Annotated in this window: 27 protein-coding genes; 12 read left to right on the forward strand and 15 right to left on the reverse strand. The window is 61.2% G+C overall.

Going from position 1 to position 26,929, the window contains the following annotated elements; genetic code table 11:
- Positions 1 to 267: 267 nt before the first annotated feature.
- Positions 268 to 771: a DUF29 domain-containing protein gene (locus RAD10_RS15215; RefSeq protein ID WP_461618145.1), complete on the forward strand. Its 504-nt coding sequence runs from the start codon at positions 268 to 270 to the stop codon at positions 769 to 771.
- A gap of 375 nt (positions 772 to 1,146) precedes the next feature.
- Here RAD10_RS15215 and RAD10_RS15220 read toward each other — a convergent pair whose 3' ends face one another.
- The 9 genes from RAD10_RS15220 to RAD10_RS15260 form a co-directional block, all read right to left on the reverse strand.
- A complete protein-coding gene (locus tag RAD10_RS15220; protein WP_461618146.1) occupies positions 1,147 to 1,560 on the reverse strand; it encodes a hypothetical protein in 414 nt (137 codons plus the stop codon).
- 209 nt (positions 1,561 to 1,769) lie between these two features.
- The gene (locus RAD10_RS15225) at positions 1,770 to 3,221 is read right to left on the reverse strand and encodes a hypothetical protein (RefSeq protein ID WP_461618147.1); all 1,452 of its coding nucleotides are present in this window, start codon (positions 3,219 to 3,221) and stop codon (positions 1,770 to 1,772) included.
- A 120-nt stretch (positions 3,222 to 3,341) separates the two neighbouring features.
- Positions 3,342 to 4,829: a site-specific integrase gene (locus tag RAD10_RS15230; RefSeq protein WP_461618148.1), complete on the reverse strand. Its 1,488-nt coding sequence runs from the start codon at positions 4,827 to 4,829 to the stop codon at positions 3,342 to 3,344.
- 1,176 nt (positions 4,830 to 6,005) lie between these two features.
- Positions 6,006 to 6,581, reverse strand: a complete 576-nt coding sequence (locus RAD10_RS15235; protein ID WP_461618149.1) for a hypothetical protein — start codon at positions 6,579 to 6,581, stop codon at positions 6,006 to 6,008.
- Between the two features lie 11 nt (positions 6,582 to 6,592).
- On the reverse strand, positions 6,593 to 6,898 hold the full coding sequence (locus RAD10_RS15240; protein WP_461618150.1) for a hypothetical protein: 306 nt from the start codon (positions 6,896 to 6,898) through the stop codon (positions 6,593 to 6,595).
- An 8-nt stretch (positions 6,899 to 6,906) separates the two neighbouring features.
- A complete protein-coding gene (locus RAD10_RS15245) occupies positions 6,907 to 8,997 on the reverse strand; it encodes an AAA family ATPase (RefSeq protein WP_461618151.1) in 2,091 nt (696 codons plus the stop codon).
- A 127-nt stretch (positions 8,998 to 9,124) separates the two neighbouring features.
- The gene (locus RAD10_RS15250) at positions 9,125 to 9,727 is read right to left on the reverse strand and encodes a hypothetical protein (RefSeq protein WP_461618152.1); all 603 of its coding nucleotides are present in this window, start codon (positions 9,725 to 9,727) and stop codon (positions 9,125 to 9,127) included.
- Between the two features lie 425 nt (positions 9,728 to 10,152).
- Positions 10,153 to 10,569 (reverse strand): hypothetical protein, encoded by a 417-nt coding sequence (locus RAD10_RS15255; RefSeq protein WP_461618153.1) that lies wholly within the window; start codon positions 10,567 to 10,569, stop codon positions 10,153 to 10,155.
- Positions 10,570 to 10,700: 131 nt separating this feature from the next.
- Positions 10,701 to 10,994, reverse strand: coding sequence for a helix-turn-helix domain-containing protein (locus RAD10_RS15260; protein ID WP_461618154.1), 294 nt, complete (start codon positions 10,992 to 10,994; stop codon positions 10,701 to 10,703).
- Between the two features lie 302 nt (positions 10,995 to 11,296).
- Here RAD10_RS15260 and RAD10_RS15265 point away from each other — a divergent pair, with 302 nt between their 5' ends.
- From RAD10_RS15265 to RAD10_RS15295, 7 genes are all read left to right on the forward strand, one after another.
- On the forward strand, positions 11,297 to 11,536 hold the full coding sequence (locus tag RAD10_RS15265; RefSeq protein ID WP_461618155.1) for a hypothetical protein: 240 nt from the start codon (positions 11,297 to 11,299) through the stop codon (positions 11,534 to 11,536).
- 43 nt (positions 11,537 to 11,579) lie between these two features.
- On the forward strand, positions 11,580 to 11,843 hold the full coding sequence (locus RAD10_RS15270) for an XRE family transcriptional regulator (RefSeq protein WP_461618156.1): 264 nt from the start codon (positions 11,580 to 11,582) through the stop codon (positions 11,841 to 11,843).
- 87 nt (positions 11,844 to 11,930) lie between these two features.
- Positions 11,931 to 12,557: a hypothetical protein gene (locus RAD10_RS15275; protein ID WP_461618157.1), complete on the forward strand. Its 627-nt coding sequence runs from the start codon at positions 11,931 to 11,933 to the stop codon at positions 12,555 to 12,557.
- 374 nt (positions 12,558 to 12,931) lie between these two features.
- Positions 12,932 to 13,213: a His-Xaa-Ser system protein HxsD gene (gene hxsD, locus RAD10_RS15280; RefSeq protein ID WP_461618158.1), complete on the forward strand. Its 282-nt coding sequence runs from the start codon at positions 12,932 to 12,934 to the stop codon at positions 13,211 to 13,213.
- A complete protein-coding gene (gene hxsB, locus RAD10_RS15285) occupies positions 13,210 to 14,676 on the forward strand; it encodes a His-Xaa-Ser system radical SAM maturase HxsB (RefSeq protein ID WP_461618159.1) in 1,467 nt (488 codons plus the stop codon). The genes hxsD and hxsB overlap by 4 nt, the downstream gene beginning before the upstream one ends.
- On the forward strand, positions 14,676 to 15,842 hold the full coding sequence (gene hxsC / locus RAD10_RS15290) for a His-Xaa-Ser system radical SAM maturase HxsC (protein WP_461618160.1): 1,167 nt from the start codon (positions 14,676 to 14,678) through the stop codon (positions 15,840 to 15,842). The genes hxsB and hxsC overlap by 1 nt, the downstream gene beginning before the upstream one ends.
- 557 nt (positions 15,843 to 16,399) lie before the next feature.
- Positions 16,400 to 16,618 carry a peptidoglycan-binding protein gene (locus RAD10_RS15295; RefSeq protein WP_461618161.1) on the forward strand — a complete coding sequence of 73 codons (219 nt, stop codon included), beginning with the start codon at positions 16,400 to 16,402 and terminating at the stop codon, positions 16,616 to 16,618.
- 448 nt (positions 16,619 to 17,066) lie between these two features.
- Here the strand turns inward: RAD10_RS15295 and RAD10_RS15300 are convergent, their stop codons facing one another.
- Both RAD10_RS15300 and RAD10_RS15305 read right to left on the reverse strand, forming a co-directional pair.
- Positions 17,067 to 18,617, reverse strand: coding sequence for an AMP-binding protein (locus RAD10_RS15300; protein WP_461618162.1), 1,551 nt, complete (start codon positions 18,615 to 18,617; stop codon positions 17,067 to 17,069).
- Positions 18,618 to 18,634: 17 nt separating this feature from the next.
- The gene (locus tag RAD10_RS15305; protein ID WP_461618163.1) at positions 18,635 to 19,261 is read right to left on the reverse strand and encodes a TetR/AcrR family transcriptional regulator; all 627 of its coding nucleotides are present in this window, start codon (positions 19,259 to 19,261) and stop codon (positions 18,635 to 18,637) included.
- 68 nt (positions 19,262 to 19,329) lie between these two features.
- On the opposite strand from RAD10_RS15305, the gene RAD10_RS15310 reads away from it, so the two are divergent.
- The 3 genes from RAD10_RS15310 (at position 19,330) to RAD10_RS15320 (ending at position 21,453) form a co-directional block, all read left to right on the forward strand.
- Positions 19,330 to 20,241, forward strand: coding sequence for a crotonase/enoyl-CoA hydratase family protein (locus tag RAD10_RS15310; protein ID WP_461618252.1), 912 nt, complete (start codon positions 19,330 to 19,332; stop codon positions 20,239 to 20,241).
- A 490-nt stretch (positions 20,242 to 20,731) separates the two neighbouring features.
- A complete protein-coding gene (locus tag RAD10_RS15315; protein WP_461618164.1) occupies positions 20,732 to 20,863 on the forward strand; it encodes a hypothetical protein in 132 nt (43 codons plus the stop codon).
- Between the two features lie 110 nt (positions 20,864 to 20,973).
- Positions 20,974 to 21,453: a hypothetical protein gene (locus tag RAD10_RS15320; RefSeq protein WP_461618165.1), complete on the forward strand. Its 480-nt coding sequence runs from the start codon at positions 20,974 to 20,976 to the stop codon at positions 21,451 to 21,453.
- A 159-nt stretch (positions 21,454 to 21,612) separates the two neighbouring features.
- Here RAD10_RS15320 and RAD10_RS15325 read toward each other — a convergent pair whose 3' ends face one another.
- The 4 genes from RAD10_RS15325 to RAD10_RS15340 form a co-directional block, all read right to left on the reverse strand.
- Positions 21,613 to 21,966, reverse strand: coding sequence for an addiction module antidote protein (locus RAD10_RS15325; protein WP_461618166.1), 354 nt, complete (start codon positions 21,964 to 21,966; stop codon positions 21,613 to 21,615).
- A 286-nt stretch (positions 21,967 to 22,252) separates the two neighbouring features.
- Positions 22,253 to 23,839, reverse strand: a complete 1,587-nt coding sequence (locus RAD10_RS15330) for a hypothetical protein (protein ID WP_461618167.1) — start codon at positions 23,837 to 23,839, stop codon at positions 22,253 to 22,255.
- Positions 23,840 to 24,113: 274 nt separating this feature from the next.
- Entirely contained in the window at positions 24,114 to 24,647 is a 534-nt protein-coding gene (locus RAD10_RS15335) for an isochorismatase family protein (RefSeq protein WP_461618168.1), read from the reverse strand.
- A 5-nt stretch (positions 24,648 to 24,652) separates the two neighbouring features.
- Positions 24,653 to 25,276 (reverse strand): TetR family transcriptional regulator, encoded by a 624-nt coding sequence (locus RAD10_RS15340; RefSeq protein WP_461618169.1) that lies wholly within the window; start codon positions 25,274 to 25,276, stop codon positions 24,653 to 24,655.
- A gap of 88 nt (positions 25,277 to 25,364) precedes the next feature.
- Here RAD10_RS15340 and RAD10_RS15345 point away from each other — a divergent pair, with 88 nt between their 5' ends.
- Positions 25,365 to 26,915 (forward strand): 4-hydroxyphenylacetate 3-hydroxylase family protein, encoded by a 1,551-nt coding sequence (locus RAD10_RS15345; protein WP_461618170.1) that lies wholly within the window; start codon positions 25,365 to 25,367, stop codon positions 26,913 to 26,915.
- Positions 26,916 to 26,929 lie beyond the last annotated feature (14 nt).

The raw sequence follows: 26,929 nt of genomic DNA on the forward strand, positions 1-26,929 counted from the left end.
CTAGTCGTCGCCACCTGCACAGCCGTCGCACCGCAATACCGCCCGCGTGGCATCTCGGCCCCCGCCACGCATCCGAGAGGGAAGCTCCCCCGTGAAGCGCAACACTTGGGGGTCTGCGAGGTCAATAAAGGCGGCGCACCGCCGAGTTTGGTTCCACAAGACTGCCGAAAGCGGTACCGAACAAGCCTCCTCGGCGTCGCAGGGCCGGGCCTCTGCCCTTGGATTATTCCATCCCCGCCGTTACCTTAAGGGCGCTCAGAGGTTACCATGCTTACCAAACAAGCCAGCAAACACGATACCGATTTCTATGGGTGGACCCAGGAGCAAGCCGGCATCCTGCGGGAAACGCCGCCGGTAGACTCGCGCCTGGACACCGCCAATCTGGCCGAAGAGATCGAAGATATGGGACGTGCCGAAATCCTGGCGATATCCAGCCTGCTTCGGCAGACCCTCATCCACCTGTTGAAATCAGCCATCGAGCCGGACAGCCAGGCCGCAACTCACTGGTTCGATGAAATCGTCACCTTCCAGGGCGACGCCGTCCTAGCATTCTCACCCGGCCTCGGGCAGCGACTCGATCTCCAGAAAATCTGGCGCGTCGCGTGCAACGGAGCTACACGCTCGCTGGCAAAGCACGGAGTCGTCGTGCCTCAATTGCCGTCGGCCTGTCCGTTCTCGTTGGACGACCTGCTCGATCCGGAATTCGATCCCGAAACAGCGGCACAAACGCTGTCCGCCGCCATCCAATCAGTGACCAAGCACAGCATCTGAAAAGGCTTGAGGATCATACGGCTTCCCGGACCTGCGGATGTCCATGCGCCTCAGTGGCGACGGTGGGGTACGAATGCCCATCGTCAGGGCAAGCCAAGGAGCAATTCTCGCCTTGGAGAGCTTGACCTCCATATCGAGTTTAAGCATGGGGAAGCTACCCCACCACCGAAGCAGGTCAGTTCGGAAAAGAGTAACTCCGCGCGAAGTCCACACAAATCCGGACTGCCCAAGTTACGAAACTCAAACTCGTCAAACGACAAGTGGGTGGCCGCGCGAAACTCGGCCTTCTCCAACCACGATTACTTGGGTCTGCGTGATCCACGACAACAAATCAAATGTGCGCCGGAGCCAGCTGTCGCTAGTCTGACGCGCGGATTAGCCGTGCAGCGCGCCGGCGACTTCATCTTCCGCCGCAGCGAGCACGCGCGTGGGCTCGCTAATCAAAAGGTCCTGCGGACGCTTGCTGCCAAGGCAACTGTTGATGGACACGAACCAGTAAGCGAGGCCCCAGTCGTCCTTTCGCCCGCGAAACACGGCGAGCACTGTCGCGAGGGCCTCGACTGGCCGATAGTTGGTTGCAGGGTCCAAAGCGTAAGCGGGGAAGTAATCTACACCTCGATGGGACACGGCGAAGATCCGCCCGTCTTCCTTCCATTTAGTCGGCTGGTCACTTGGGTTCGTAGTGCTGAACCCCGAAATCTGGACGATCTGCGCCTCGGTCAACCAGTCACCGCTTTCAAGCACTGCGTTGCGCGCTTCTGCGGTCATACGGTCTTCGAGTTGTTTCATAGAAACACCGTCCATTCAGCGCGGTAAGGCGCGCTTTCCCCTTTGCACATTGAGGTGATGCGTTGATCTTAGCATAAGAGGTCCTATTCCGTGTGAAGACAAATGCAATTCTCCGCTTTGTCGCTTTGGGCCCGAACCGCTGACCGCCGACTAGAGGCGGTCACTCGATGATCGAAGGCCACGCCGAAACCTTGCTGGAATTCCATGGATCAGGCCCGGTTTAAGAGCCGCCATTGCTTCCTTCGATGCAGGCGCGGGCGGTACGACGGTCTACGAATGTCAGCGCGCTTCATCGCCTGCATCAATTCGTGTGTGCTACATACCACCCCGCGCTCATCGCGCAACCAGACGACTATCTCCTTGTATTTGGCATCCGGCCGGATCTTGAAGAACTCTCCCAAAGCGTCTTCATGTCCAACAAGTAGATGCTGCTGTTGGGGGCTTAGCAAACCAACCTTGCGCAGGAAGCACCAGATCGCATGGTCGGATACTACGACACCGTGATCGAGACGGAGCGCAGTGGCCAGGGCGAGGGAGTCGTGCGCCGGATGTTGGGAGAGCATTTCCCGAAACAGCGGCTCATATTTGGCGAGGTTGGGGCCTCGACGGGTTGGAAGCAGTTTGATGTTCTTCTTCCTGGCGAATTTTCGGATTGACAAGCCAGTTAAGGCCAACCCGTGCTCTTTGAGCATCCAGGCTTGCAAATCACCTGCGCTCGCGTCCGGCACTGCGCGCATTCGCGCAGCGAGAATTTTCTGAATCGAAGCCGTCCGCAGCGTGAGAAGGGTCGATGCAGTGGAGCAATTTTCGTCACGGACGTCGTAGACGAATCTAGCGCTAATGCCGTAGTGCGCTGCAATTTCCTTCGGCTTTTTTCCGGACGACAATGCCGTTTGCACCGCCTGCCGGAGCTCGGCCGGGTAGAAACTCCCGCGGATCTTCAGAGCGGAAGCGAGATCATTCCTCGCTTTGGGCGATAAACGCGGAAAGTGTGGATCAGAATGCAAGCGCGCGGCGGGGCCGCGCCACTTGAGCATAGCGCGGTCGAACCTTCCTAGGGGGTGTTCGTCCTCGAGGAAGTGAAGTTTGTCCCGTAGATCAGTTGGAGGATCGCGCTCCATCCAGAATTTTGGGAGGCGGCCGGTTAGGGCGCGAGCCATGACCTCCTCGCCCGAACTGGCCCATCTTTCGAACGCCTGATGAAGGGCCATTCCGAGGCTCTTGCACGGAAAGCCATGATTCTTCGTCATCCAGGCGAATTGTCCCAGTATCCCGTTCACGATTATCGGATTGCCGTTGCGATCCACGAAGAGGTGGTCGACGCCAGCGAGGCGCTTTGCTGCCTTTCGATAGCGTTCGATGACGAACTTGGCGATCGCAAGGACGGGCATCGTTCTCGGTGCGCGGTGATGACCACCAGACAATTCAACCTTTTCTTGATTGCCATTCAGCCATTGCGAGCATTCGATACGAGTGATTTCAGCCATAGTGGCTCCACAGCACACGATCATCGCGCAAAGCGCGGGGCCGCGAAGCCAGATGGCTTCTTCGGTGCCGGGTTGCCGCCAAATCATTGGATCGAACAGGTCGAGCAGGTCCTCCTGTGCGAAGATACTCGTCCGGATGAAATGCGGAGCGATCAGTCCCGTCAGCGGATACATTGAGGTGATGCCGATCTTGGGAAAATGCCCTTGCAATAGCGAGGGAGAAAAGTTGGCCGCACCCCGGGGGATGCGGCGATTGATTTGCGTAAAGGCCGATCTTTTTTTACGAAGTCGTCACTATCTCCGCCGCGCACGCCCCTTGAAGGGGCGATCGTACGGCCGAACCCGGTCGTCGGGAGCCGGGTCGTGATGGTGGATGTTGCGCAACTTCCGGCGCGAGGCGCGGTCGTTGAATTCGCTCTTCGCGCTAACGAGGCTGTCCCGGCCCCAGTGGACATAGTGGCTCAGCAGCGTCTCCGCCGTTGTGCCGAGCATCTGCTCCGCGGCTGCCAACGAGATGCCGCGCTGATACGCCCAGCTGACGGCGGTATGCTTCAGCGAATGGATCGTCACGTCGCGGGAAACACCCGCGTCGTTGCAGAGCTTGCGGAACTGAACGTTCAGATAGCTCTCGTAATTGCCGCCAGCCGGCGGACGGATCAGGTACTTATGCATGGGCTCCTTGCTGATGGTACCGCCCGGCAGGATATAGCCATCCTCGCGAGCCCAAGCGCGGATGAGGCACTTCAAGTCCTCCACGATTTCAGTGGACGGCCGGGCTTTCAATGTGTCGATCTCGGCGAGACCACGACGGTGGATCCACCCTTCTCCTTCGGCGTCCGCGACGACGCAGGGCAGCTTCATCCGACTGCCCCAAGCCAGCGACAGCATCACGTCGTGCCGAGTCCCGGTGCGGATAATGAACCGGATCAGGCGCGCGAGGGGCTTGCGTTTGGCCACGTTTTCGGGGGCCACCTTGCGGGTCGTCACCACGGTCCCATCCGGGCGTGCGATCTCTTTCGTCATCCACTCGCCGCGTTCATAGTCCCACTTGTAGCCCTTGCATGCGAGTAGCAGACGAGCGACCTCCTGCCGGCGCAACCAGCGTGCCGGATTCTTCGGGCCCGGCTTCGGGACGTGGATGTTTAGCACCCAGAAACAGCCGTGGCGCTCAGGATACGATCGGACGGCGTACCTCAGCAGTCGCAGCAATTGGGTAACGGTGGTTTCGGAGCTCTTCCGGAGGAGGTGCGGGTTGGCATCGTAGAACGCGCTGCGTTCGTCGATGTACTGGTTCTTGAAATCGATCGACATCTGCATCCGGTACTCGGACAGCGTTTTGTCCCCGAAAAAGCGATTCAAAATAACGGACTGGTACTCGACCGCGGCGGCGCGACGGCGCTGGCCCCGCGTCTTGGCCGACTTGTAGACGTTGTCGACGTGGTCCGCGATGACAGTCGAGAACTTGATCGAACCGGGCAGTACCCGGCCGAGCAGCTCGTTCAGCTTTCGTGCCTTGTGGCCCTCCAGATACCGTTGTGCGCGAGCCAACTGGTCTTCGCGGATGCGTGTGCTCACTGCACCATCGCGGTCGACCACGTAATAGATACCAAGCTTCTTGCGACGCCTGCTGTTCTGCGAACGGCGAGGGGCCCGCAGTTCGAGGCGCGCCTCGAGTGCGGGGGTACCACCTTCTGCGCCGCGGTTAAGTGCCGAAGCAAAATCGATCAGGGGATTCTCGCTGCCGCGGAGTTCCGCGGCCTTGCGTGCAGGACGGATCTTCATAGGTTTTCTCCTTGTGTGAGTGAATGTGACTGTAAATCACTCGTGTCTATTGCCATCCAGCGCCCCGCTTTGGCAACCGCAGGGTGGTTGGGACCCTGTGAATTACGGGGACGGCAGAGCTCTTAAGGCTCGGAATCCAGGAAGCCCGGGTTGCACCGGCGACCTTGTTCCGACGCTCAGAACAGTTCGAAACGGAGGGGCGGGGGCGGCTCGGGGGGCTCCGACTAGCCAGGATCGCTGCGCACCGAGTGGGCAAAAAGAGGCGGTGCTGTCGAAGACGCTGGCTCTGTCGCGTCGGCGGAGGCCCGCATTTCGACCGATCTTGGCGTACAGACGTGAAGCGCACTCAACGCCCGCTTTGTGGTGAACAGCTTTCGCGCGATCTCGGAAACCGGCAAGCGACCGTCGCGGACTGCCGTTCTGAGCGTGTCCTCACTCAAAGGTCCGCATGGCCAGAACAGCGCGGCGGCCTCGCCAAGCGTCATCAATTCGTCTTCGCTCCAGGAGGCTGGATCTGGACGCGCGCAAACGCGCGCCGGCGGGCCGTTCTTATGCTGCGTCATCTGAACCTCCCTCAGAATCGTAAGACGGTCGGACTTCGTTTTTGGAGACGGCGGGTCTTCACTGCATCGCGATCCGAGCGAGGCTTGAGGCGGCTGGCGATACCCGCCTTCCGCCGAGAGCCTGCCAAATGTCGATGGTGCGCCAGCCACGCCTCAGCGAGTCGTATACGTTGCACGCGGGCAAGGTGCACGCGTCGGAACGCATGGGACAGCACCAGCGCGGCGCTGGCGTTGTCGAATGCGCAGTTGAGGAGCAGGCTCATAGCCAGATCCACTCGTCCCGAGACGCGGAATGGTGGCCTCAGGCGTAGCACAATGCCAATCGCGGCGCCGGCATCCCCTGCGATTGCTGCCTGCCAGACAGAAAAGATCGACCCCATCTTCGAAATGCCCTTCGCAAGATTTGCCCGTCGGCAACGATCGAAGTCTTCCGGCGGCAGTCGGCGCCAGTAGCTGAAAGGGTCTTCCGCGTTCCGTTGCCGACCACCGCGACTTTGTCGTCGCGCGCATCGTTGGTGCTTTCGCTGCATCGGATGAACTCCCCGCAAAGTTCAAGCCACGCCGGGCCGTGCCATGCCAGGCCGGGCCACGCCCCGCCACGCGCGGTCCGCGGCTAGCTCGTTCCCATTTCTTCGACGCGGAAGCGACCATAGTCGGGACGACGGTCGCCGAGTCCGTGCGGGCCAGCGAGCCGGAAGAACTCGATCAACTCGCCTCGGTTGATCATGGAAGGCAGGTAGGTGCCATCAACACGCGCGCTCCATTGGGGAAAGCACGGGCGCGTCCGCGCTGTGAGTGCATCTCGCACGCGGACCATTTCGCGATGACGAAACCGGGCGTCGGCCCAAAGCTCGCTCAGCGTTGTTGGGCCGTCGTATTCGAGCAGGGCCGGACCATCCGCCAGAAAGGCCGCCTTCGCGATCATCCCCTTCTTGCGCCGTCTTGCCCCCTCGACCAGCACCGCCTTGAGGCAATGTGGGGGCAGGCACGGCCGGCCTTCAGCGAGCCACAAGCCGCCGCGCCATTCTAGTTCGGCGATGCGATCATAATCGGCATCGGTCTTCACCCGCTTGGAGGTGATAGCGGCTAGTGCCTTCGTCATCGGATCCAGCGGATCGGCGAGCCTTGACGAGTGCATCAGCATGGGACCGACCCCGATAAGCTTCAATGCGAGATGTTCGATGCTCATGCGCTGTCTCCTCAATCGAACAGGGGCTTTGCGAGCTGGATCCAGGTATCGGTCGCCTCGGGAATAGCAGTATTGGCGTAACGCCGTGCTCGCAGCATCGACGTGACTCCCCGATGGCATTCGCTACAGAGCGCGACGAGATCGCCGTCGATCTCGTCGCCCAGGCGTTCGTAAGTGCGATGATGAACCTCGATCCTGGCGCCCGTCGCCGTCGCATTGGGGCAGAGGCGACAAGCAAAATTCGCGGCCGCCAGTTCGCGCAAGCGAGCCGGATTGTTGCGCCAGGCGGCGCTCGTGATGTAGGCGACATAGTCCATTGAACGGCTTAGCGCTCAGTACTGCTGCTCACGCCGACGGTCGTTCGGATCGGATGGGCTGTCAGAAGCTCATCGATTACCGCACGATCGAGATATCCTGTGATGCGGAGCCGATCCGCCACGGCTTGCACGGTCTCGCGATTCTCCGTGATCAGGTCGCGTGCCCGCGCCATGCAGCGGTCGAGGCGCTGGCTGATCAAACGGGTCATGGCGATGTCCTGCGGAAGAATCTCGGTTACGCTGTTTGGAAAATGCATCACACCAAGTGCGCCGAATCCGAAGCGTAGCTCAAGGTCGATCGCAGCTTGTGTGGCCCGCGCAAAATCGCAGTCTTCGCCGATGCCACTGCCGGCTGTGACGGCGGGCGGCCCCAAAACGATCTCCTCGGCGGCGCGCCCCGCCAGTAATGCGGTGATGTAGTTCTCAATTCCGGCTTCGGTCAGCACGTTAGCCCGCAAGATCTTGATGCCGGTGGTGCCCCCGTGATCGAGGATTGCCAGCATCCTGGCTTCGAATACGGAAAGCGCATGTCCGACCACGAAATGGCCGGCCTCGTGAACCGCACACACAAGCCGCGTTGTGTCAGGCATGACATCGCGTCCCGACCGGATCTCGAGCACCAAGTCATCGAGCGTTAGATCGCGTCCGGCACGTCGCGCGCGTGACTTGGCACGCCGGACCCAGGCCTCGACGTCCGCTCCGGCCTTGCCTGCCGCAAGCAGTGCGGCGGGCATGAGGTCAACCCCTGTAAGGGTCTCTTCGCCGAGATGAAAGCGAAAGATCTGCGCCAGCGTTTCGATGTCGGGCAGCTCGATCTCGGCGGTTTGATCGAGCCGTCCGGCGCGTTTGACCGCCGCATCGATGTGCTCGGGGTGGTTGGTCGCCGCGATCACCACGACACCCGGTCGGTCCTCGATGCCGGCCAGCATCTCGAGCAGCAGATTGACGATCTGGGTCCAGTATTCCCTGTACTCGGAGGTTAGCGTTGCGCGATTGGAGATTCCGTCGATCTCGTCGATGAACAGGATGCACGGGGCGAGCCGTCTTGCCTGCTCAAACGAGCTCTTGATCGCGGCCAGGGTTCCAGAAAGGTAGGCGGAGGCGTTCCAGTCCGCCACCGACGTCGCGACCAGGGCTACGTTCGCGGATTTTGCCAGGGCGCGAGCAAATTGCGTCTTGCCGACACCCGGAGGCCCGACCAGTAGCAGCCCTTTTTCGATGCAGTCCCAGGATAGCCGACCGGCCTTGTACTCGCGTAGGTCAGTGACGAGATTGAGCCCCCAGTCGCGCGCGCGGCCATAACCTGGAAGCGACTCGAGACTGGGACCGCGGTGGTCAAAATACGATTTGCTGGCGATGGTCCTCTTCAGCCGCGCGATGCAGTCGTCCGGATCTCGGTCGGCCCGGATCGCCAGCGTGAGGTCCGAGAACTCGAGGGCCCGTACGAGTTGCTCGTCGATGGGGGCCGCAGGCGGGCGTCCGGTCACGGCCTCGATTACGAGCGCGATGGCGGAAGCGTCGAGCGTGCCCAGAGAGAGATGATGGTCGCACGCACGAAGCAGATCGCGAGGCAGATGGCGGCGCGGGTCAGGGGCGACCCCGAATACGGGGACCCGCGCGTGCAGGGCATCGGCGACGACATCGTTGCCGCGTTCAGCCTTGTGATCGTTTGCCGTGCCGTCCCTGGCGATCAGCAGGACCGGACGCGTGTGACGGTCGTTGAAAGTCCGTTCGTCCAGCACCCTTGCGCTTGTTCCAAACGCACAGGCCCCCAGGACACGCCAGACCAGCCTAACGGCTTCAGCTCCCAGGACCGCCAGCGATACGACCGGCGAACCGCGCCGCAGCTCCCGCGTCAGCTCCTCGATCGGTTCGATGGCGCGCGCGACAAGGATGGCCGCCGCAGCCAGATCGGCCCGGATCGACGACCGCGCGTCCGAGGCCGGCCTGGCTGTCAATTCGTCGATCAGTCGCTCGATCGGGTCGTCGGGGTCGCCGCTGCGCAGAAGCGGCCGCGACACAGCGCCAGCCTCCGTGGCCAACATGTCCAGGTACGCACGGCCGAGCAGGTCGCGTGGGCGCTGCAAATGCAGGTTCATCGATCGCTCCGGTTTCGGAAATGGACGAGTGTTTCGGGTTCGCGGCCGACGCGGGGTACAAGAGGTTCGCGGCGGACCGGCATCCGGCCCGCCATGTTCAAAGCGTTCGGTGATGGATCGGCGCGTGCTAGATCGGTCGCACCATGGTCTGCTCGCCGAGGGGGCTTTCGCAAACATCGACTGTCAGAAGACCTTCACAACTCAAGGCGCAGACGGCCGACAGGGGATGGCAGTCTGGACGTGCACGCAGACGTAGCTCGCGGACAGTTTGCGGGCCGCTTTCGCAAAGGGCCGCCCCGATCCGCAATCGATCAACAATCGGGACCGGGTAATGCTCGTGGGACCAGACCTCGTGCACGTTGGAGTAAATCGGCTCGCGCCTTATGTCGGCCGCATCCCGCTCCAGCAGTCGTAGCCCCGTTGCCGCCAACTGTTCGGCAAGGAGCGCGTTTGCAGCTTCAGACCTGTGCGGCCGGACCCGGCAAACGTCAAGCAGGAAGTCGCCATCGATTCTTTCCAGCACCACGCCCATCAGCGCGGGCGGCGCACCATAAGGGTTCGGAGCCGCCCGATAGTGGATCGTGCAAACCGCCGGATCAAGGCTCGCCTCCCTGAGCGCGTCACGCTGCAGGAAGCTTTCGAGGGGAATGGCGACCGAGCATTTCGGGCCGAGGAAGAGAGGCGGGTTCGCGTTGTGAAGAAATTGCTTATGGAGAGCTTGGCCATGCATGACGCAGTATCCTGAACACGTTGCGGGAAGGGACGGCTGTGTTCGGGACGGGGACGGTGATGATCGATGAACATGGGACGCTCCTGCTCTACCGTTCGGCGACGGACAATCCTGCCGCGGCCGACCGGCGCACGACGCTGCTGCGAGCGCCTGAGCGGGCGTCGCGGTGGTAGCGAACAGAGGAATTAGGCGCGTGATGATTTCGATTAGCGCGATCTGCTTCACTCTACCGGCGAAAGCGCCAGTCTGCATGCCGCTATTGCAGGTGCCAGAAGTTCGGGACGGCTGCTACCCGATGGCTGAAGCAAAAGATACGTTATATAGTATCCGATAAAATTACGCCGAAGATATGGCAATCGGATCTACGCGACAAAAAAGTGGTTCAGCGAGGCGGCGTCACCACGTGGCCGCGCCAAATCCGGGTCCTAGGAACGGCGTGGAAGCCGGATATAGCCTTCCCGATCGCAACCGAGCATCTCGCAGCGGGCAAGATAGTCGGCTTCACATTCGTCCCGGTCGCGTTGCAAGCGGTAGAGATCGTCGTCCTCGATCTCGATCGACGGCCTTGAATACACCGCCCGAACAGTCCGGCTGAGGGGCGGAACGGTACGCAAGCGCCGCGCAAAGGCAAAGTTCTCCAGCCTTCTGGATGCATTTTTAAAGGCGCGGGTGCGGGCCAGATAGCCGGCGGCATGGGCGACCCGTTGCCAGAGATCCTCCGAAGGACCAACGTCGCGCATGACGGCGCGGTGCATGGCGACGACGTCGCCGGTGTTGGAGACCAGGGTATCGGCGTCGAACTGCATCACGTGGCCGTTTTCACTGACGACAACTTCAATCACAGCGTTCTCCGGGGGCTGACGGGCCAGCTTCACTCCATGACCCGGCCGTATTTGGTTCCCATTGCCTCGCATCCCCCGAACATATGGATACGTTATAAAGTATCAAGGTGCGGAACCGGTAAGGGACCCAGTCATGGTAAATGACGACGCTGGACCTGGGTGGCCGCATCCGGCCTTGCGTCAGCGCCGGCTGCGAACAGGGCGTCGAAGTCAACGTGAAGGGCGATTGCGATCTTCAACAGGGAATCCAGGGTCACATTGGCCTCGCCGAGCTCGATCTGGCTGATCAGCGCCTGCCGCACGCCGGCGCGATCGGCGAGGTCACGCTGGCTCAGCCGCAAGGAAAGACGAAGCTGTCTGATCCTGCGGGCCAGGCTGTCCCGGAGCAAGGATTGGTTCTCAACGAAGGATTCAGATAGCGCCATCGTCCGCTCCGAACCTGTCTGCCCAATCGCTCGAGCGACGGGCAGCATAGCGCCTAACTCTGCCACTTGAAGCGGAAAGCCATTGCGGTGTGCAAGGATTCGTGGTCGCCAGATCCAGGGTGGCAGCTGTCGCGAAGAAAGGATTCGCTAGACACCGACCCGCGCGAACCGTGCTGACATGTCGCACAGTCTCGGGAGCAGTGTGAGACGACCGGAAAGCAGCGTCCCCCGCGTCGGAGGGGTTTGCGGCAAGGGGCAAGTCGTCCTACGATGATGCCGATCAATCAGATGCGGAACTGTTGATGGACGAAATGCAAATTCCGGCTGAGTGGAAACAAGGCCCAGCTGGCGGCCATTTCCTCGACACTGGAATTTTTCGGCTCGAGACCTTCTTTTACGAAGGCGCTTGGCGATGGTGCGTCCTGTCCGGCACCGACTATGTCGAAGCGCAGGGTGTTGCGGATGACCAGGAAGGTGCAAAGTCGAATGCCGTCGCATGGACGCGCGTGCGCCTAACCACCGCGCTGCGGCGACTTCGCTAGGGCCCGTCAGCGCACTCCTTCTAAAGCCGGGCAAGGTGCTTGGATGACCGTTCGGCATCATGGACTGAGAAAAACCTCCCTCGGCATGATCGGCTCGGGCAATGTTTTTGCCGACCTTGGATTTGCAGATTCGGAGACTGAACTCACGAAGGCGAACCTCGTTATCGCGATCGACGAGGCGATCAAGACACGCGGCTTGGCCGATGCCGAGGCCGCTCGGATCATGAGGACGCCGCTGCAGGAGCTTCGCAAACTCTTGCGCGGACAAACCGAGACTTACACCGTCGAAAGCCTGAAAAGCTGCTGAGCCGGCTTCCGCGTTGATCTGGGGGGCGTAGCTCTCGCTGACAGTCTGTCTCATCCACATATGCGAGTTCGCACAGGAATCGCGCCCATGGCCCACATCGATATTTCCTTGGAGACAATCCTAAGGTCTGGAAGATCGAGGCTTCCTGATCTGCTCGAATTTCCGGGCGATCACATTCCGGTCGCCGCCGACATCCGCACGATATGGGGCGACAAGGTCGGATATCTTACGTCGGTGGACCAAACCCGCAAACGTGCGTCGCTGGTACAGATCGAGCTCCAAGCCACCCGCGATCCAAATATGACCACGTGGATGCTGACATTCTTGTCAGCCATCCGAAACTGGGCGATCACCCAGCGCCAATTCGAAGGGACGCGACTCCGTCAGACGGTGGTCTATGTCGGATCGAAGCCTTGGAAGCCGAAAACCGAGATCAAGGACCTCGGTCTTTACTACTCGCACGGCTTTGTCGACGCGCGGGACATCGATCCGGAGCCGCTCCTCAACAGTGATAACCTCGGGGACGTGGCGTTTGCCGTCCTCTGTCGGGACGGCGCACGATCGGGTCTGCGAAAGGCACTTGATCGGATCGTCGCGGCGCCGTTTCCCAGCCGAACTGACGCCCTCGCGACGTTGGGCCGGTTGGCAGATCTGCGCGGAATCGGCGATCGGGTTCGATCAGAGCTCGCGAAGACGGGAGTCGTCGTCAATTAGACGGGCAGGCGCGTGGGGAGGCGTAGCGGAGCAAGCCACCGAAGCGCTATGCTCGTCACCTGTCAGGACAACCGGCCCTTCGGGGGCCGGGCACGACGGCATCGACCACGGCGATGGCCCACATCCGCGCTTCTCAAGGGGCAGGGGACAACCATCGTCCACCGCTGATCGGAGCATCGTTACTCGGATGAGCACTGGGCAGTTGCTCGGGCCGATCTCATTGGTCGAAAGTCGCGTGCCGCTAGCGCCGCGGAACTGTGGGTTGCCCTTGCACAGGCACTCGCGTTGCGAGATGTTCGAGCGGGGGAATAAGGATGAATGTTAACGTTCCAGGGCCGGAGCCGCTCCGGCCCACAGCTGATTGTGCTGACCATGTGATCGAAATCGACAGTGAGGTCCATCCGGCCTCCGCTGTGCTGCGGACCTGCTACACGCTCGCCCAGCTTGCCGGTTTCGAGACGTCAAAGGCTGGCAACCTGCTGCTGGTGCGCGTCACAGTGATACCGCCGGCCACGCTGGATCTGGTCCGGGAGCGGTTTCGAGTCCTGCTCGTCGACTTCACGATCCGCGAAGAGATCGAGGCGCGGACGAAAGGACTTCGCGACCTGATCTGGCAGACAGCGTTTGCGGAGGCGAACGGGCGGGGCGGCTCATGACCGCTTCAACCAATGGCGTCTTGGACCGATACAACCTGCTGCCATTCCGGTTCGCGCGGCTGCCGGGCGCCCCGGAAGATATCCTTGTGACCTCCGAAGCCGGGGAGTTTGCGTTTGTCTCGCCCGACGACCTCAGCGCCTTGGCGGAGGGCAGATCGCTGCCGGAGCAGATCGCCGATGAGCTGGAAGCTATCCAGATCATCCGGCGTGGGGTGTCCGACCTGCCGGTCCGTCTGCTCGCGACCAAGCTGAGAACGCGAAAATCCTTCCTGCGCGGCGGACCAAAGCTCCACATCTTCGTCGTGACGTTGCGCTGCGATCATTCCTGCCGATATTGCCAGGTGTCGCGGGCGTCGGATCAATCAGATCGCTTCGACATGTCCGAGGCCACCGCGAATGCTGCCATCGACCGGTTGTTCGATGCGCCGGGTGCGGACCTCACGGTCGAATTCCAGGGCGGCGAGCCGCTGCTCGCATTCGACCGCATCAGGTCTATCGTCGAGATGATCTCGCGACGCAACGAAGCCGAGCGGCGGCAGATCCGATACACCATCACCTCGACCCTGCATCATGTGTCGGACGAGATTCTCGCCTTCCTCCTGCAGCATCAGTTCCATGTCTCGACCTCGCTTGATGGACCGGCAGAGCTGCACGACGTTAACCGCCCGCTGCCGGGGCGTAATTCGCATGCCCGCTCGCTGGACGGGATCGCTCGCGTTCGTGCCGCGCTTGGTGAGAATCGTCTCTGCGCCCTGACGACGTTGACCGCGAGGAGCTTGGAGAGCCCCGAGGCCATCATCGACGAATATGTCCGCCTCGGGTTTCGCGCGATCTTCCTGCGCCCGCTCAGTCCGTTCGGCTTCGCGGCGAAGGCCGAACGGCGGATCGGCTACACGTCCGAGCAGTATCTGTCGTTCTACGAACGCGCGCTCGATCATATTTTCCGGCTCAACCGCGCCGGAACGGCCATCGTCGAGGTCTATGCGAGCCTCTTGCTCGGCAGCATGCTGACGGCGTTTCCCTCAGGTTATGTCGATCTGCGCTCGCCCGTCGGCGCCGGTTTCGGCACCATGGTCTACAACTACGATGGCGGGGTGTACGCTTCCGACGAAGGGCGCATGCTGGCGGAGATGGGTATCCAGGCCCTGCGCCTCGGCTCAGTGCAGGACCGCTACGCGGACCTGATCGCGTCCGACGCCATGCAGCTGCTGGCGGGCGGCGGGCTCGCCGAAGCCATGCCGGGCTGCTCGGACTGCGCATTCGTCCATTATTGCGGGCCGGATCCGGCCGGTTCGCTGGCGACCTCAAATGATCCTGTCGGCCATCGTGCCTTCAGTGAGCACTGCAAGCGACACACCGGGCTGTTCAACCTGCTGTTTACGAAGCTCGCCAAGGGCGATGCCGCAACGCGCCGGACCTGTGAGGAATGGGCATTCGGCCGGCCGGCTCTGGAGGTCGCTTGATGGCGCGGCCGCTGCACCTTCATGCCCGCAACGACGGCGTCGCGCCGGGACTCTACAAAGTGCTCGGCATCGCCGAGGCCTTGGAACAGCGCTTCCCGTTGAACCGCGTCCTGGTCGATCTGCGCACCGGGCCTGTCATCGACATATCGTCGCTCGCGTCCTTCGGCATCGCCGGCGCTATTTGCAACGAGCGGATCGATCACGATCTGCCGCAGTTGCATGCGTTGGCTCACGGCGAGGTCCTCGACCCGGGCGATGCGGCCCGCGTCCACGGCAGCGGCCAGATCAACATACTGTTCCGGCGCGGCGCCAACGCGAATACGCTGTTCGTGACGGAGCGCTGCAACAGTCTTTGTCTGATGTGCAGCCAGCCACCGCGAGATGTCGACGATGGATGGCGCGTCGCCGAGCTTATTGACCTGCTGCCGCTGCTCGATCCCGATCTTGACGTCCTTGGCGTCACGGGCGGCGAGCCGACGCTGCTCGGATCCGATTTGATCCGCCTGCTCACGCAGGCCCGGGGGCTGCTGCCGAATACGCATCTGCACGTGCTCACGAATGCCAGAGCGCTCAGCGATCGCGCATTTGCCGACCGATTTGACGAGCTGCGCGGGCAGGTGACCTGGGCGGTCCCGCTCTATGGCGACGTCGCGCGCGTCCACGACTTCGTCGTCCAGTCCGACGGCGCGTTCGACGAGACCATGCATGGCCTGCATCATCTCGGCGAACGGCGGCACAGGATCGAAATCCGAACGGTCCTGCATGGGCAGACCCTGCCACGCATCGATGAGCTGGCGCGCTTCATCTACCGCAATCTGCCGTTCGCGGATCACGTCGCCCTCATGGGCCTTGAGCCGATGGGCCTTGCGCGCAAGAACATGGCGCTGCTGGAGAGCGATCTCTTCCAGCTGTCGTCGCTCATCGCGCCGGCGGTCAGCCTGCTGCAACAGGTCGGCATGAATGTCTCGATCTACAATGTACCGCTCTGCGCGCTGGCGCCTCCGTTGTGGCCGTTTGCGCGCAAGAGCATCTCGGACTGGAAGAATGACTACGCGCAAGCTTGCGAGACCTGCGCGGCCAGGCCGGATTGCTGCGGCTTCTTCAAGTCAGCGCCAATGAGTTGGCGTGATGCGGTGGCGCGACCGATTGACGGGATCGCGGCATGAGGCGGAATTGGCAGGAGTTCGTCAAAAGCGTACTGGCGTGGACGATGCCGGCTGCCGCGACAGCCACGGTCTGGTCACCAGTGGCAGCAGCTTTGCCGACCGACGGAGCTGCGGCCCCGCTGGCAACCGAACCAGGGCCTCACAAGGCTCCGCTGACCTTCGAGCGGCCCAACTACATCGATGGACCGAATCTTTATGCGGGCCACCGCAGCCATTCGAGCCACCGCAGCCACTCGAGCCACAGCAGTCACTCTAGCCACAGCAGCCACTATTCGGGCAGCGGCGGCTCATACTCCTATCCCGTGACGCCGCCGGTGCCGGGCGTTGCCACAAGCCCCAGTGTCGCACCGGTGCAGACCGCTCCGTCAAGCGCAGCGAGTCCCTCTACGACAACGGCACCTGCGGCCAGCAATCCGGTGCCTGCGAGCACGACCAAGGAACAGGACGCCCCGAAGCCACCAGCTCCGCCGACACAACAGGCTCCGGGAGCTCCACTGCAACTCATTGGGCCGAACGGGTTGCCTGTGGCACCGATGCGACGGCCGCCAACACCCACCATGCCGTCGGCGCTGCCACCCAGGCCGGAAAAGCCCGAGATCGTAGTGATGCGCGTTCAACTCGAGCTCAAGGCTCGCAATCTGTATGCGGGCCCGATCGACGGGCGCATCACCCAGGAGCTGCGGGAGTCGATCAGGGCGTTTCAAATCCTGCAACGATTGCTCGAAACGGGTAACATGGACAATCTCACACTCGCGAAGCTCGGCATCATATACTGAGATCTACCACGCGATGTTGAAGTTGAAGGGAACTAGACCGGTCGCTTCTTCGAAGCGATTGAGAAACGCGATGCTCAGGTCCGATCGGAGAAGGCCCAGACGCGAAGACAGGCGATGCCAATGAGCTGGCCAGCCGCCCGAAAGGATCTCCGCGGAATCCTGGCCGACAGCAGGAGCCGGATTCAGACGGTCCAGCCGGGAGTTCGCGCGGCGAAGACGTTCCCGACGCCCTGCATTTCCGTACGCAGTGGGCCGTGAGTGGCCTCGACACGTTCCGCCGCACTGGCGCTCGACCGTTTCATAAGGATCGACGTCACGAGCGACGGGATCGGGGGGCGCATACTGGGCGTGGTGTTTCCGCTGAACGCCATTCATTAGTCTAGTTTGTCGAGCGCGCCGGCAGCCAGAGCCTCTCGGAGCTTGAATTTCTGGACCTTGCCGGATGCTGTCAGCGGAAATTCGGTGCAGGTAAACCAGTGCGTTGGTGCTTGTGGTGCGCCATCGCCCCACGACAGTGCTCGATCAGCTTTTCCGCGCAGCCGGACGCGTTTGGTGACAAACAGACGGCGGCCGCTACGACCTCTCCCCACTTTTCGTCCGGTGCCCCGAACACAGCGACATCGGCGACGTCAGGATGCCGCAAAAGGCAGGCTTCGATCTCGACCGGATAGATGTTCTCTCCACCGCGGATGATCATGTCCTTCAGCCTGCCGGTGACGCGCAGGTATCCCCTCTCATCAAGCGTTCCAAGATCGCCTGTGCGCAGCCATCCGTCGGTCGTGATGGCCTGGCGTGTGTCTTCGGGCGCGTCGAAATAGCCGATCATGGTCTGATAACCGCGGGCTTGAATCTCGCCCTCGGTGCCGATCGGCCGCAGCCGCAGATCCATTGGATCCGCGATCCGCACCTCGACATTCCAGAGCGGCTTTCCGACTGTGTGGACAAGCTCCTTCTCGGGGTCGTCGACGCTTGTCTGTGCGACAATTGGGCTGAGTTCGGTCTGGCCGAAGACCGTGACGACGGGAAGACCAAGCGCTTCTTTTACGCGCCGGTGTATCTCCGGGGAGACGGGAGCGCCTCCGGACAACGCGACGCGCAACGACGAAAGGTCGCGCGGTTCGGTCTTCATAACGTCGATCAGCGCGAGCAACATTGACGGGACGCCGAACATGATCTCGGCTTTTGTGGCTTCGATGGCCTGCAGGACCGTAGGCGGATCGAAGAGGAGCGGTAGAACCAATGTCGCGCGGGAAGTCATACAGCCGAGGACGCTCATCACTGACCCGGCCGTGTGAAAGAGGGGCATCGGGCTGAGCAGCACGCTGCTTTCTAGCCCGGTCCTGGCCGCAACGTAGCTCGCGTTCGTCACCAGGCCGCGGTGATGCAGCAGGGCGCCCTTGGGATGGCCTGTGGTTCCGGAGGTGTACTGGATCTGCGCAGCATGTCCCGGCTCGATCTCGGGAAGTTTCGTTGTCGGCGTGCTCCGGATCTCGTTCAGCCACCCATCGAAAGAGTAGCACTTGAGGCCAATCTTCTCCATGTCGCGGGCGATGGCTCCGGTATCAACGCCGCGGAAGCTCGACAGATGGAAGAGGGCGGAGGTCTTGGACTGACGTAGCAGGAACTCCAGTTCGCTCGGCTTGAACGCCGGATTGGCCGTCACCAGGACCATACCAGCGAGCGCGGTGCCGTACTGCAGAACTACCCACTCGGGCACGTTGGGTGCCCAGACGCAGATGCGGTCGCCTGTCTTGAACTTCCCTAGCAGCCAGCTCGCGCAGTGAGTCGCGTCGGCCTGCAACTGGGCGTACGTCCAGCGACGGTCGGTTTGTGCTTCGCCCACCGGCGACGGAACGGATGTCGGCACGACCTCGACGAGCGCGATGCGATCGGGAACCTCAACGGTCGTCGTGGCGAGCGCCGTCCCGATGCTGGCGTCGATAATGGCTCGCGTCGTATCCGCCGGCCAATAGGATTCCAGAAGCTTCGTCGTTTCCATGTCCATCCTCCCTCGCGTTAATTATTGTGTCGCGCCTTCCTTTTCGTTTCGAGCAGCGTTCGCATCGCATCTGCCCAGATAGTTACAAGTCGCTCACGTCGTCCCGCAGAACCGCGAAGGTTCTCAGAAATCGCGAGCCCTCTTATGAAGTGGAGAGTTAGCGCGATGACATCGCCGTAGGCCTCGGAATCCGTCCACTCGCCGAATAGCTGGACGTAGACGCGCTCGAGATCGCGTCGCGCACCACGTTCGGCCGTGGTCAACGCCTGTTTCAAGGCAGCATCCGTGCGAGCCACCGCCCAGAGCTCCAGTTCGGCTAGATAGGCTGGTTGACGTGCAGCAAATGCGAGGGCCTCGACAGCAGCGACCAACGTATCGGCCGGCCTTGCGCCTGCGCGCCCTTGCGAGACGGCCTTCTCGTTCCGGCTGACCAGTTCGGCGACGCTCGCGGCCAACAGAGAGGCGTGGGTGGGAAAGTGATGGAGAAGGGCGCCGCGACTGACGTCCGCCCGATGCTGAACGGCAAGCGTCGTTGTACCGGCGACGCCGACGTCGATCAAACAGTCGACGGCGGCGTTCAGAATCCGCGATCGTGTGGTCTCGGCTGGCCCGTCCGGGCTTCCGCTCTTCGCTATGCTAGGCATGTGTCCCCTCAACAGTCAGCATTGACTGTATCGCATTAGCTGCTACAGTCAATGCTGACTGTTTCCACATTCGGGAGGTTAACATGCCGAATTTCTCGACCCTCAGCATCGCGGTCCGCGAGGACGCGCCAAATATCGCCCGTCTCATCCTCGACCGTCCCGGTCGTTTCAACGCCATCGACGATGCGATGCCCGGAGAGATCCGGGCAGCGATCGAGTGGGCCGAGACAAACGATGATGTGCACGTCATCGTAATCGAAGGCGCAGGCAAGGGATTCTGCGGCGGCTATGATCTGGTCGCCTATGCGGAAAGCGAGATCGAGCACCCGTGCCAGCAGGAGAGCGAGCCTTGGGATCCGATTGTCGACTACGCATATATGAAGAAGAACACCGATAACTTCATGAGCTTGTGGAAATGCTCCAAGCCGACCATCGCCAAGATTCACGGCGCCGCGGTTGCTGGCGGCAGCGATATCGCGCTCTGTTGCGACTTGATCGTGATGGCCGAGGATGCCCGCATCGGTTACATGCCGACACGCGTCTGGGGCTGCCCCACCACCGCCATGTGGACGTTCAAGCTGGGACCCACGCGCGCCAAGGAGATGATGTTTACAGGGAACATGATCGATGGGCGCAAGGCGGCGGAGTGGGGATTGGCGAACGTCTGCGTTCCGGTGGAGCAGCTTGAGACCGCGACACGAAAGCTAGCGGACCGGATCGCCGGCGTTCCGAAGAGCCACCTCGCCATGCACAAGATGGTCGTCAATCAGGTGATGCTGACCATGGGTCTCGAGCAGACGCAGTCCCTCGCGACCCTGTTTGACGGCATCACACGTCACAATCCGGAGGGCTTATGGTTCAGGAGGTACGCTCAGAAGCACGGCTTCAAGGCAGCCATCGAATGGCGAGACAGCGGACGCCCGATTCCGGAACGCGACGAGGCGCGCAAGCTGATCGATGAGATGGGAGGCCGCAACTAGGGTTACTGGGAGCGATCCCGGATTCGAACGGGTTGCCTGGACCGCGCGAATCGGCCTGCAAATGATAGCGTCGGAAAACCGTCGGGACGCGGTGCCGAGTCGTTAACGAGGAGTAAATTGCCGGAAAGATTTGATCCGCTTGCGATTTTGCGACTCAGGTTATGTCTCGTCCAGCTCTAGGAAAACAGGACGGTTGCAATGTCAGGCGGCAATGGAAACGAGGCCTGCTCAGCCAGCGGTAGGCTCATCGCCTATTTCGTCGTCACGGGTTCGACGTTCGTGAGCATGGCGGTTCTCCTGTTCCGAGCGGTACCCACCTTGCTTCAAAACTGCGGCTGACAAGTCCGCTGCAAGACATAGCCGGGCTTGTCGCTGCGGCGAGACTCACCTTAAGCCATTAGAAACTCACCTCCAGGACTTGGGTCCAAAGATGCCAAATTCTACGCGAGATCTGCCGACGAGTGGTTATGCGATCGTGGTCGACGGTTGCGTGAAGACGGAGTTCGAGACGAAAGATGGCGTCGAACACGGCGCGCGAGATCTGAAGCGGCGATTTCCCATGCTCCAGGTCCGGGTCTACGACGCGCAGGCGCGATCCGACCACGAAATTCACGCGTTCTGACGTCGCAAGCGCCGGCGAAAATTTGGAGTCCTCGCGAGTCGGCAGCGGCCTGAGTTTGCGCTTTCACTTCGCGCTGCCCGGGGATATATCGCTCCGCCAGAGAGCAGTCGATGGTTCAAAAGCAAACGAGCGGATCCCGTCCGCGGCGTCAGCCTCAACTAAGTCCAGACGACCACATTCAAAAGCGCATTGCAGGCTTGAGAGGCCTGCCGCGCGAGCAGCTCGCGGATGCGGTGTTCATGCTTGCGATGGACGCAAAGCGGCAGAGCGCTCTGCTGCGAGAGGCGATCAATCAGCGTGCGGATGTCGAGCCCGGTACAAGCTCGGCACGCGATGCGGATTTGGCAACTTATCTGGCGGCAGAGGCCGCATCGGCACTTCGCCACTACACCGCGAGCGTTCCGTCTTTTCTCGATGCTTTGCTGCAACGGTCGCGTGAGGTTCGCTTTACGGTTGACCAGGCCGAGGCCGTTGCGCTGCTTGCCGCTACGCTGCGGGAGCAGCGGATCGAAGGTATCCTTGAAGGGCTTCGGCTCGCCGGCGTCCTGAACGAGTCACATAAGGATCGACACGCCGGCTTCGGATCATAAGGCGATAGTCTGCGCTCATGCAGATCCGGCTTGGCCATGCGGAGCGGCAACGGCTCCTGCGCAGCATCGATCCGGAAGTCTGAGGGATATCCTATGGAAATACAGTATGTCCGCGAAATGGCATATGAGTTCGACTCGAAACCGATCCGGACGCTCCCTTCACCGATAACCTGGGTGCAGAGACGTTCGAGTTCGTCTTAGGCTACGACGTCGACGCTGATATCGTAGTACGCGTTTCGGTTGGGCGTGCAGTTCAACGCCAAGAGAACCAAGTACCTTCATAACGGTGCTGAACTCGGGATGTCCCTCTGAACTAAGGGCCTTATAAAGGTTTTCGCGTGAAAGACCTGTATCCTTAGCAAGAGTGGATATACCGCGTGCGCGGGAAACAATGCCGATAGCGTCGGTGACGAAGCTTGGATCATTGGTTTCGAAGGCTTCACTTAGGTAAGCGGCGATCGCCTCAGTACTGTCCAGATACTCGGATGCGTCAAATGGTCTGGTTTTGGCCATTGCTCTTCTCCAACATCACTGGCGAGCGCGCCAAATTACGTAGCGAATTAAGACAATTGGACGGTTTCTCTAACCTACGCCACGCCGTATTTTATAAGATACAAATGCCGCAGCAACAACTCAATGGTGTCGTTTCTCGCTCAATCTGGCTGCCAAACCACGGAGTCAACGGCGAGCTTGCGGGACCAGGGTCTTGCCCGGACGCGTACGCTGAATTTGCCCGTGGGGTATCCCGCGCAATCGGTCGCCGAGACATAGTGCGCGAACTCGGGCTCGAGTTCTACCATTAGGCAGCGCGACGGCGCGGCTCAATCGTTTGGGAAAGCTTGCGACGTTCTTTCTCGTACGCGATCAACAGAGCCTTGACCCAGAGAGCCATTCCCTCTGCCTTCAGGCTGATCTTCTGCGATCGGTTGTAGTGCTGCTCTGTAACCGAGGCCATCTTCTCCCGCTCGCTCGTGCGATCGTGAGCGGTCTTGTGGCCAAGAATCGCGGTGGCTGCACCGCCCAATCGCTTATCGTCGAGGTACGTTGTTAGCGTTCTTCGGCAATCGTGCAAGGTCCACGGTTCAATGTCGAACCTGTCAAATAGATCTGGACGCTCCTTTTTGGGCTGTGGCTTCGGCCCGGGCTTACCTTTTCGGGCCGGCTTCTGCCGGATCGTGTGATCGTAGACCCGGCCCTGAAGCCGATACATGAGTTGGTTTAATGCCGCCGGAGTGATGTGCTTTGTGATGTCGCGCCCCGAAAACATCCACTCGGACTTTCCTCCAGATTCCGCGTGGAACTGCTTGAGAATTTTGAGGACCTCCGGTGGCAAAGGAAGCGAGTGAGGCCGCCCCCCGTCCTTGCCGCCCTTCATTTCGTCAGATGTCCAGTTGGCGATCTTCCAACCTCGCAACTTCGGATAGGTCTTGGCTGCTTCAAAAAGGCGATCGAGGCGCAATTGAACAAAAGCCCCAGTACGTTGCGCAGTTAGCGCAACGCCCCACAGCGCACCAATCGTTCCAGCATATGTGTCGTGCTCGCCGTCGGCGAGGTGCCGAAATCGCTCTGCGATAGCAAGCGTACGAGCTATTTCATTAATTGACGGAGTGCGCGTTCGCTCGCCTGTCCTGTACTCAAATGACCACCTGTTCCACCACTCATACTCGACTTCCTCCAAACCAGACTGGGCAGCGCGGTATTTCCAGGCCCAACTGAGCATTCGCTTGGATTGAGTGAGGGCCCGGTGAACCGCGGAGGGGGCATGATTGAGATGGACTTGATCGCGTACTCGCTCGAGATCACGCAATTTGATTTCACTGACGAGTTTATCGTTGATCGATGCAAACTCCCGCAGTCTTAGATAACGCTCATATTGATTGCGGTATTTCGCCTTGAGCTTCGGAAGCTGATAATCGAGGAAATGCTGTGTGAGAGCCTTCCAAGTCCACGTGATCCCAGCATCTCCAATGCGTTTGCGGTAGGCTAATAGGGAGGTTTCGTCGGCAAACTGATCTGCGGTCTCGACGTTTCCGAATGGGTCCTTGTACCTCCCGCTGTCCGTTGTGAGTCGCACCAACGTATCGACAAACTCGCGAAGATTGCGCTTTCGGCCCGCGGCCAAGTGCGTCTGTTGTGCGACGTACCGCGCGGTATCCAGGTCAATCTCCGAGGCGAGCCCAATTCGGAGTGTTACCTCGCGTCGACGGACATACCAAACGACTTTCCCCGGCGTTATTCGCAGCGTGAGACCAACAGTTTTGGTGTCGCGCCATTCTGCAACCTTGCCTTTAATCTGGCCGCTCGAGGCATACTGGAAAGCCTTCTGAACGTCCCAAGTGTCTCGGAAGTGAACGGGCCTTCTTTCGTAAACGGGCTTGTTGGTCATTACGGCCTCGTACAACGATCGTACAAAAACAGCTATTCAAGGAGCATCGCCGAGATAAGGTCCAAATATAGCAGAAATAACAGTACTTTCAATATGTTGAGGTCGCATGAATGTGTTCTATAAAGGTTGAGGATTCAGCCTTCCAAGCTGAATACGAGGGTTCGATTCCCTTCACCCGCTCCAATTGCGATTTCAGTGTCTTAGCTGGGATTCTTAGATTTCCACGCTGACGCCATTCCGACAATCTCGACGCGGTACGGCTGAAGAGATCAATCTACTTGATGAGCGTGATGACCGGCCGGAAGTGCGCGCTGTCCGCCGTCTGTAGCCATTCGAACACGACCATTTCCGTCGTAACGATTTCCGCTCCGTGATGCTCCATGCGGCGGATCGCGGTTTCCTTGTCTTCCGGATGGCGCGAGCCAAGGGCGTCCCGAACGACGTAGGTTTTTCGGGATGCGTGCAGCAGGCCGAGCACCGTCTGCTGGACGCAGACGTGGGACTCGCAGCCCGCGACGACGACGATGGCGTCGGCGGGGACGCGGTCCAGGAAGCCTTCTTCGCGGCAGGCGTCGAAGAACTGCTTGTGGACCAAGTGGTCATTCTCGATCGCGATCTCGCCAACGGTTGGTCCAAGGCCCTTGGCGTTCTGCTCGGTGAACAGGCGGGGAATGCCAAGCAGCTTCGCCGCCTCAATGAGGCGGTTGGCGTTTCGAACCGCGGCCTCGCCGTCGTGAATCGCCGGCATCAGCCGCGACTGGAAGTCGATGATGAGAAGGATCGAGCACTTGGGGTTGATGGTGAGCATGGGCGTCACTCCTCCGTCAGGTGGGCGATGCGATCCTTCACATAGGCTTCCATCAGGTCCGGCGCGGAGGCCGCGAACATCCGAATGCGGCCGGTATGGAGCAAAAGCAGCAATCCGGTCGCGTGCGCGAAGCAGTCGACCATCAGGAGGTTCGCCTTCTGCCTTGAAGCTCCTAGTTCGATCGCGGCTTCGGCGATCGGGCGCAGCGCGGACTCCAAGGCCGCGTTCAAGACCTCGTCGCGGTCGGGTCCCAAGCCGGTGGGCTTCATGCCGCCGCGGAACAGATAGAACCCCAGGTCGAGATCGCGCGGATTCTCGGCGTAGAAACGGAAGAATGACATCGCCGCGGCCTTCAGCCGTTGCCCCGCGGTCCGGGTCTGCGCCACCGCGCGATCGACCGCGGCTCCGAGCGAGGTGAGGGAGGCCTTCAGCACCTCCGCGTAAATCGCTTCCTTGGATTCGAAGTGGAAGTAGAGCGCGGCGGGCGTGTACCCGGCACGGACAGCGATTGCCCTCAGGCTTGCGCCCTCGAGCCCTTCCTCCGCGAAGATTTGCTTCGCAGCGCCCAGAATGAGTTCCCGTTTGTGCCCGCTGACCGCATCACGCCGGCTCTGTCGCCTTTCGACCATCCGCCCCTCGAATCCCGCTTGACACCAATTCTAACAGCGTTAAAAATTCTAACGGCGTTTAATTATTTAAACAATAGGGAGTGACGCCATGCTGATGTCGGGTGCCGACTACCGGGATTCCCTTCGCGCCTACAAGCCGCGGGTCTTCGTCAACGGCAAGGTCGTCGAAAGCGTCGCCGACGAGCTGCTGCTCGCGCCCGGCGTTGCCGGTGTCGGCGTGACCTACGATTTTGCTCTCAAGCAGGAGCACGTGCCGATCATGACGGCGCGGCAGAGCACCTCCGGCAAGATCGTCAACCGGATGCTGCATATCAACGAGACCTCGCAGGATCTGCTTTTCAAGCTCGAGGCGGTGCGCCTGGTCTGCAGGACCGTCGGCTGCGCGCAGCGTTACCTCACGCACGATGCGCTCAATGGCCTCTATCAGTCGACCAAGCTGACGGACGACCGTCACGGCACCGACTACAGCCAGCGCTTCCTCGCTTATCTGCATGACATCCAGGACAGGGACCTGACGCTTGGCGTGGCGATGACCGACGCCAAGGGCGATCGTTCGAAGCGGCCCGGCGCGCAGGTCAATCCCGACGTCTACGTGCACATCAAGGAACGCCGTCCAGACGGCATCGTCATCCGCGGCACCAAGGCGATCGTTACCGGCGCGCCCTACATGCACGAATTCCTCGTCATGCCGTGCCGGACCCACAATCCGGAGGACAGGGATTTCGCCGTGTGCTGCGCGGTGCCTTGCGATGCGCCGGGCGTTACCATCATCGCCCGCCCGGCCGGGCGTCCCGGCGAGGCGTCCGCCAAGTTCTCGGCCAAGTACGGCCAGTCGGTCGGCGTCGTGATGTTCGAGGATGTCTTCGTGCCGCACGACCGCGTCTTCCTGGCCGGCGAGACCGAGGAAGGGGGCTTCCTCACCACGTCCTACGCCACCCACCACCGGCATTCCTGCATCGGCGCCCGCGCCGGATTCGGCGATCTCCTGATCGGCGCTGGCGCGTTGATGATCGAAGCCAACGGCCTCGACATCGACCGTCATGCGCACATCCGCGAGGCCATGGTCGAACTCATCACAATCACGGAGAGCTTCTACGCCTGCGGCGTCGCTTCGTCCATCTACTGCACCAAGGATCCAGCCGGCTCGGTGATGCCGGATGCGGTGTTCTCCAACATCGGCAAACTTCTGCTCGCGACCAAAATCTACGACATGCACCGCGTGGCGCACTACGTCTCGGGCGGCTTGATCGTCGCCCTGCCGGGTCCGGAGGAAGACCACAACCCGGAAACCAAGGCGTCGCTCGCCGCGGTCATGGGTGGCAGGTCGGACATCCCCGCCGACAAGCGCGCCGAGGTCGCCCGCTTCATCGAAGACCTCACGGTCTCGCACGAAGCCGGCTGGTACTCGGTCATCTCGCTGCACGGAGGCGGCTCGCCGGAGGCGATGAAACGCGAAATTTGGCGCAACTATCCGGTGATGGAGAAGATCGAACTCGTCGAGGGCCTTCTCGACCGCGGCATCCTCGAAGAAGGCCGCCGCGTCTCGAGGCAGCCGGGCCGCTGCTGCACGACGGGCTGTCAGGTGCCCGAGCCCCCGCAGCGCGCCGAGGTGCGAGCCCTCGAAGGCGCGGCCGAATAGCTCCTCGGCCAGCG

The sequence above is a fragment of the Bradyrhizobium sp. 23AC genome (assembly GCF_054863025.1).

What these genes read in the sequence shown, in the direction of transcription:
- RAD10_RS15215 (WP_461618145.1), top strand. Translation starts at nt 268, where the DNA reads ATGCTTACCAAACAAGCCAGCAAACACGATACCGATTTCTATGGGTGG.
- RAD10_RS15220 (WP_461618146.1), bottom strand. Translation starts at nt 1,560, where the DNA reads ATGAAACAACTCGAAGACCGTATGACCGCAGAAGCGCGCAACGCAGTG.
- RAD10_RS15225 (WP_461618147.1), bottom strand. Translation starts at nt 3,221, where the DNA reads ATGTATCCGCTGACGGGACTGATCGCTCCGCATTTCATCCGGACGAGT.
- RAD10_RS15230 (WP_461618148.1), bottom strand. Translation starts at nt 4,829, where the DNA reads ATGAAGATCCGTCCTGCACGCAAGGCCGCGGAACTCCGCGGCAGCGAG.
- RAD10_RS15235 (WP_461618149.1), bottom strand. Translation starts at nt 6,581, where the DNA reads ATGAGCATCGAACATCTCGCATTGAAGCTTATCGGGGTCGGTCCCATG.
- RAD10_RS15240 (WP_461618150.1), bottom strand. Translation starts at nt 6,898, where the DNA reads ATGGACTATGTCGCCTACATCACGAGCGCCGCCTGGCGCAACAATCCG.
- RAD10_RS15245 (WP_461618151.1), bottom strand. Translation starts at nt 8,997, where the DNA reads ATGAACCTGCATTTGCAGCGCCCACGCGACCTGCTCGGCCGTGCGTAC.
- RAD10_RS15250 (WP_461618152.1), bottom strand. Translation starts at nt 9,727, where the DNA reads ATGCATGGCCAAGCTCTCCATAAGCAATTTCTTCACAACGCGAACCCG.
- RAD10_RS15260 (WP_461618154.1), bottom strand. Translation starts at nt 10,994, where the DNA reads ATGGCGCTATCTGAATCCTTCGTTGAGAACCAATCCTTGCTCCGGGAC.
- RAD10_RS15265 (WP_461618155.1), top strand. Translation starts at nt 11,297, where the DNA reads ATGGACGAAATGCAAATTCCGGCTGAGTGGAAACAAGGCCCAGCTGGC.
- RAD10_RS15270 (WP_461618156.1), top strand. Translation starts at nt 11,580, where the DNA reads ATGACCGTTCGGCATCATGGACTGAGAAAAACCTCCCTCGGCATGATC.
- RAD10_RS15275 (WP_461618157.1), top strand. Translation starts at nt 11,931, where the DNA reads ATGGCCCACATCGATATTTCCTTGGAGACAATCCTAAGGTCTGGAAGA.
- hxsB (WP_461618159.1), top strand. Translation starts at nt 13,210, where the DNA reads ATGACCGCTTCAACCAATGGCGTCTTGGACCGATACAACCTGCTGCCA.
- hxsC (WP_461618160.1), top strand. Translation starts at nt 14,676, where the DNA reads ATGGCGCGGCCGCTGCACCTTCATGCCCGCAACGACGGCGTCGCGCCG.
- RAD10_RS15295 (WP_461618161.1), top strand. Translation starts at nt 16,400, where the DNA reads ATGCCGTCGGCGCTGCCACCCAGGCCGGAAAAGCCCGAGATCGTAGTG.
- RAD10_RS15300 (WP_461618162.1), bottom strand. Translation starts at nt 18,617, where the DNA reads ATGGAAACGACGAAGCTTCTGGAATCCTATTGGCCGGCGGATACGACG.
- RAD10_RS15305 (WP_461618163.1), bottom strand. Translation starts at nt 19,261, where the DNA reads ATGCCTAGCATAGCGAAGAGCGGAAGCCCGGACGGGCCAGCCGAGACC.
- RAD10_RS15320 (WP_461618165.1), top strand. Translation starts at nt 20,974, where the DNA reads ATGGTTCAAAAGCAAACGAGCGGATCCCGTCCGCGGCGTCAGCCTCAA.
- RAD10_RS15325 (WP_461618166.1), bottom strand. Translation starts at nt 21,966, where the DNA reads ATGGCCAAAACCAGACCATTTGACGCATCCGAGTATCTGGACAGTACT.
- RAD10_RS15330 (WP_461618167.1), bottom strand. Translation starts at nt 23,839, where the DNA reads ATGACCAACAAGCCCGTTTACGAAAGAAGGCCCGTTCACTTCCGAGAC.
- RAD10_RS15335 (WP_461618168.1), bottom strand. Translation starts at nt 24,647, where the DNA reads ATGCTCACCATCAACCCCAAGTGCTCGATCCTTCTCATCATCGACTTC.
- RAD10_RS15340 (WP_461618169.1), bottom strand. Translation starts at nt 25,276, where the DNA reads ATGGTCGAAAGGCGACAGAGCCGGCGTGATGCGGTCAGCGGGCACAAA.
- RAD10_RS15345 (WP_461618170.1), top strand. Translation starts at nt 25,365, where the DNA reads ATGCTGATGTCGGGTGCCGACTACCGGGATTCCCTTCGCGCCTACAAG.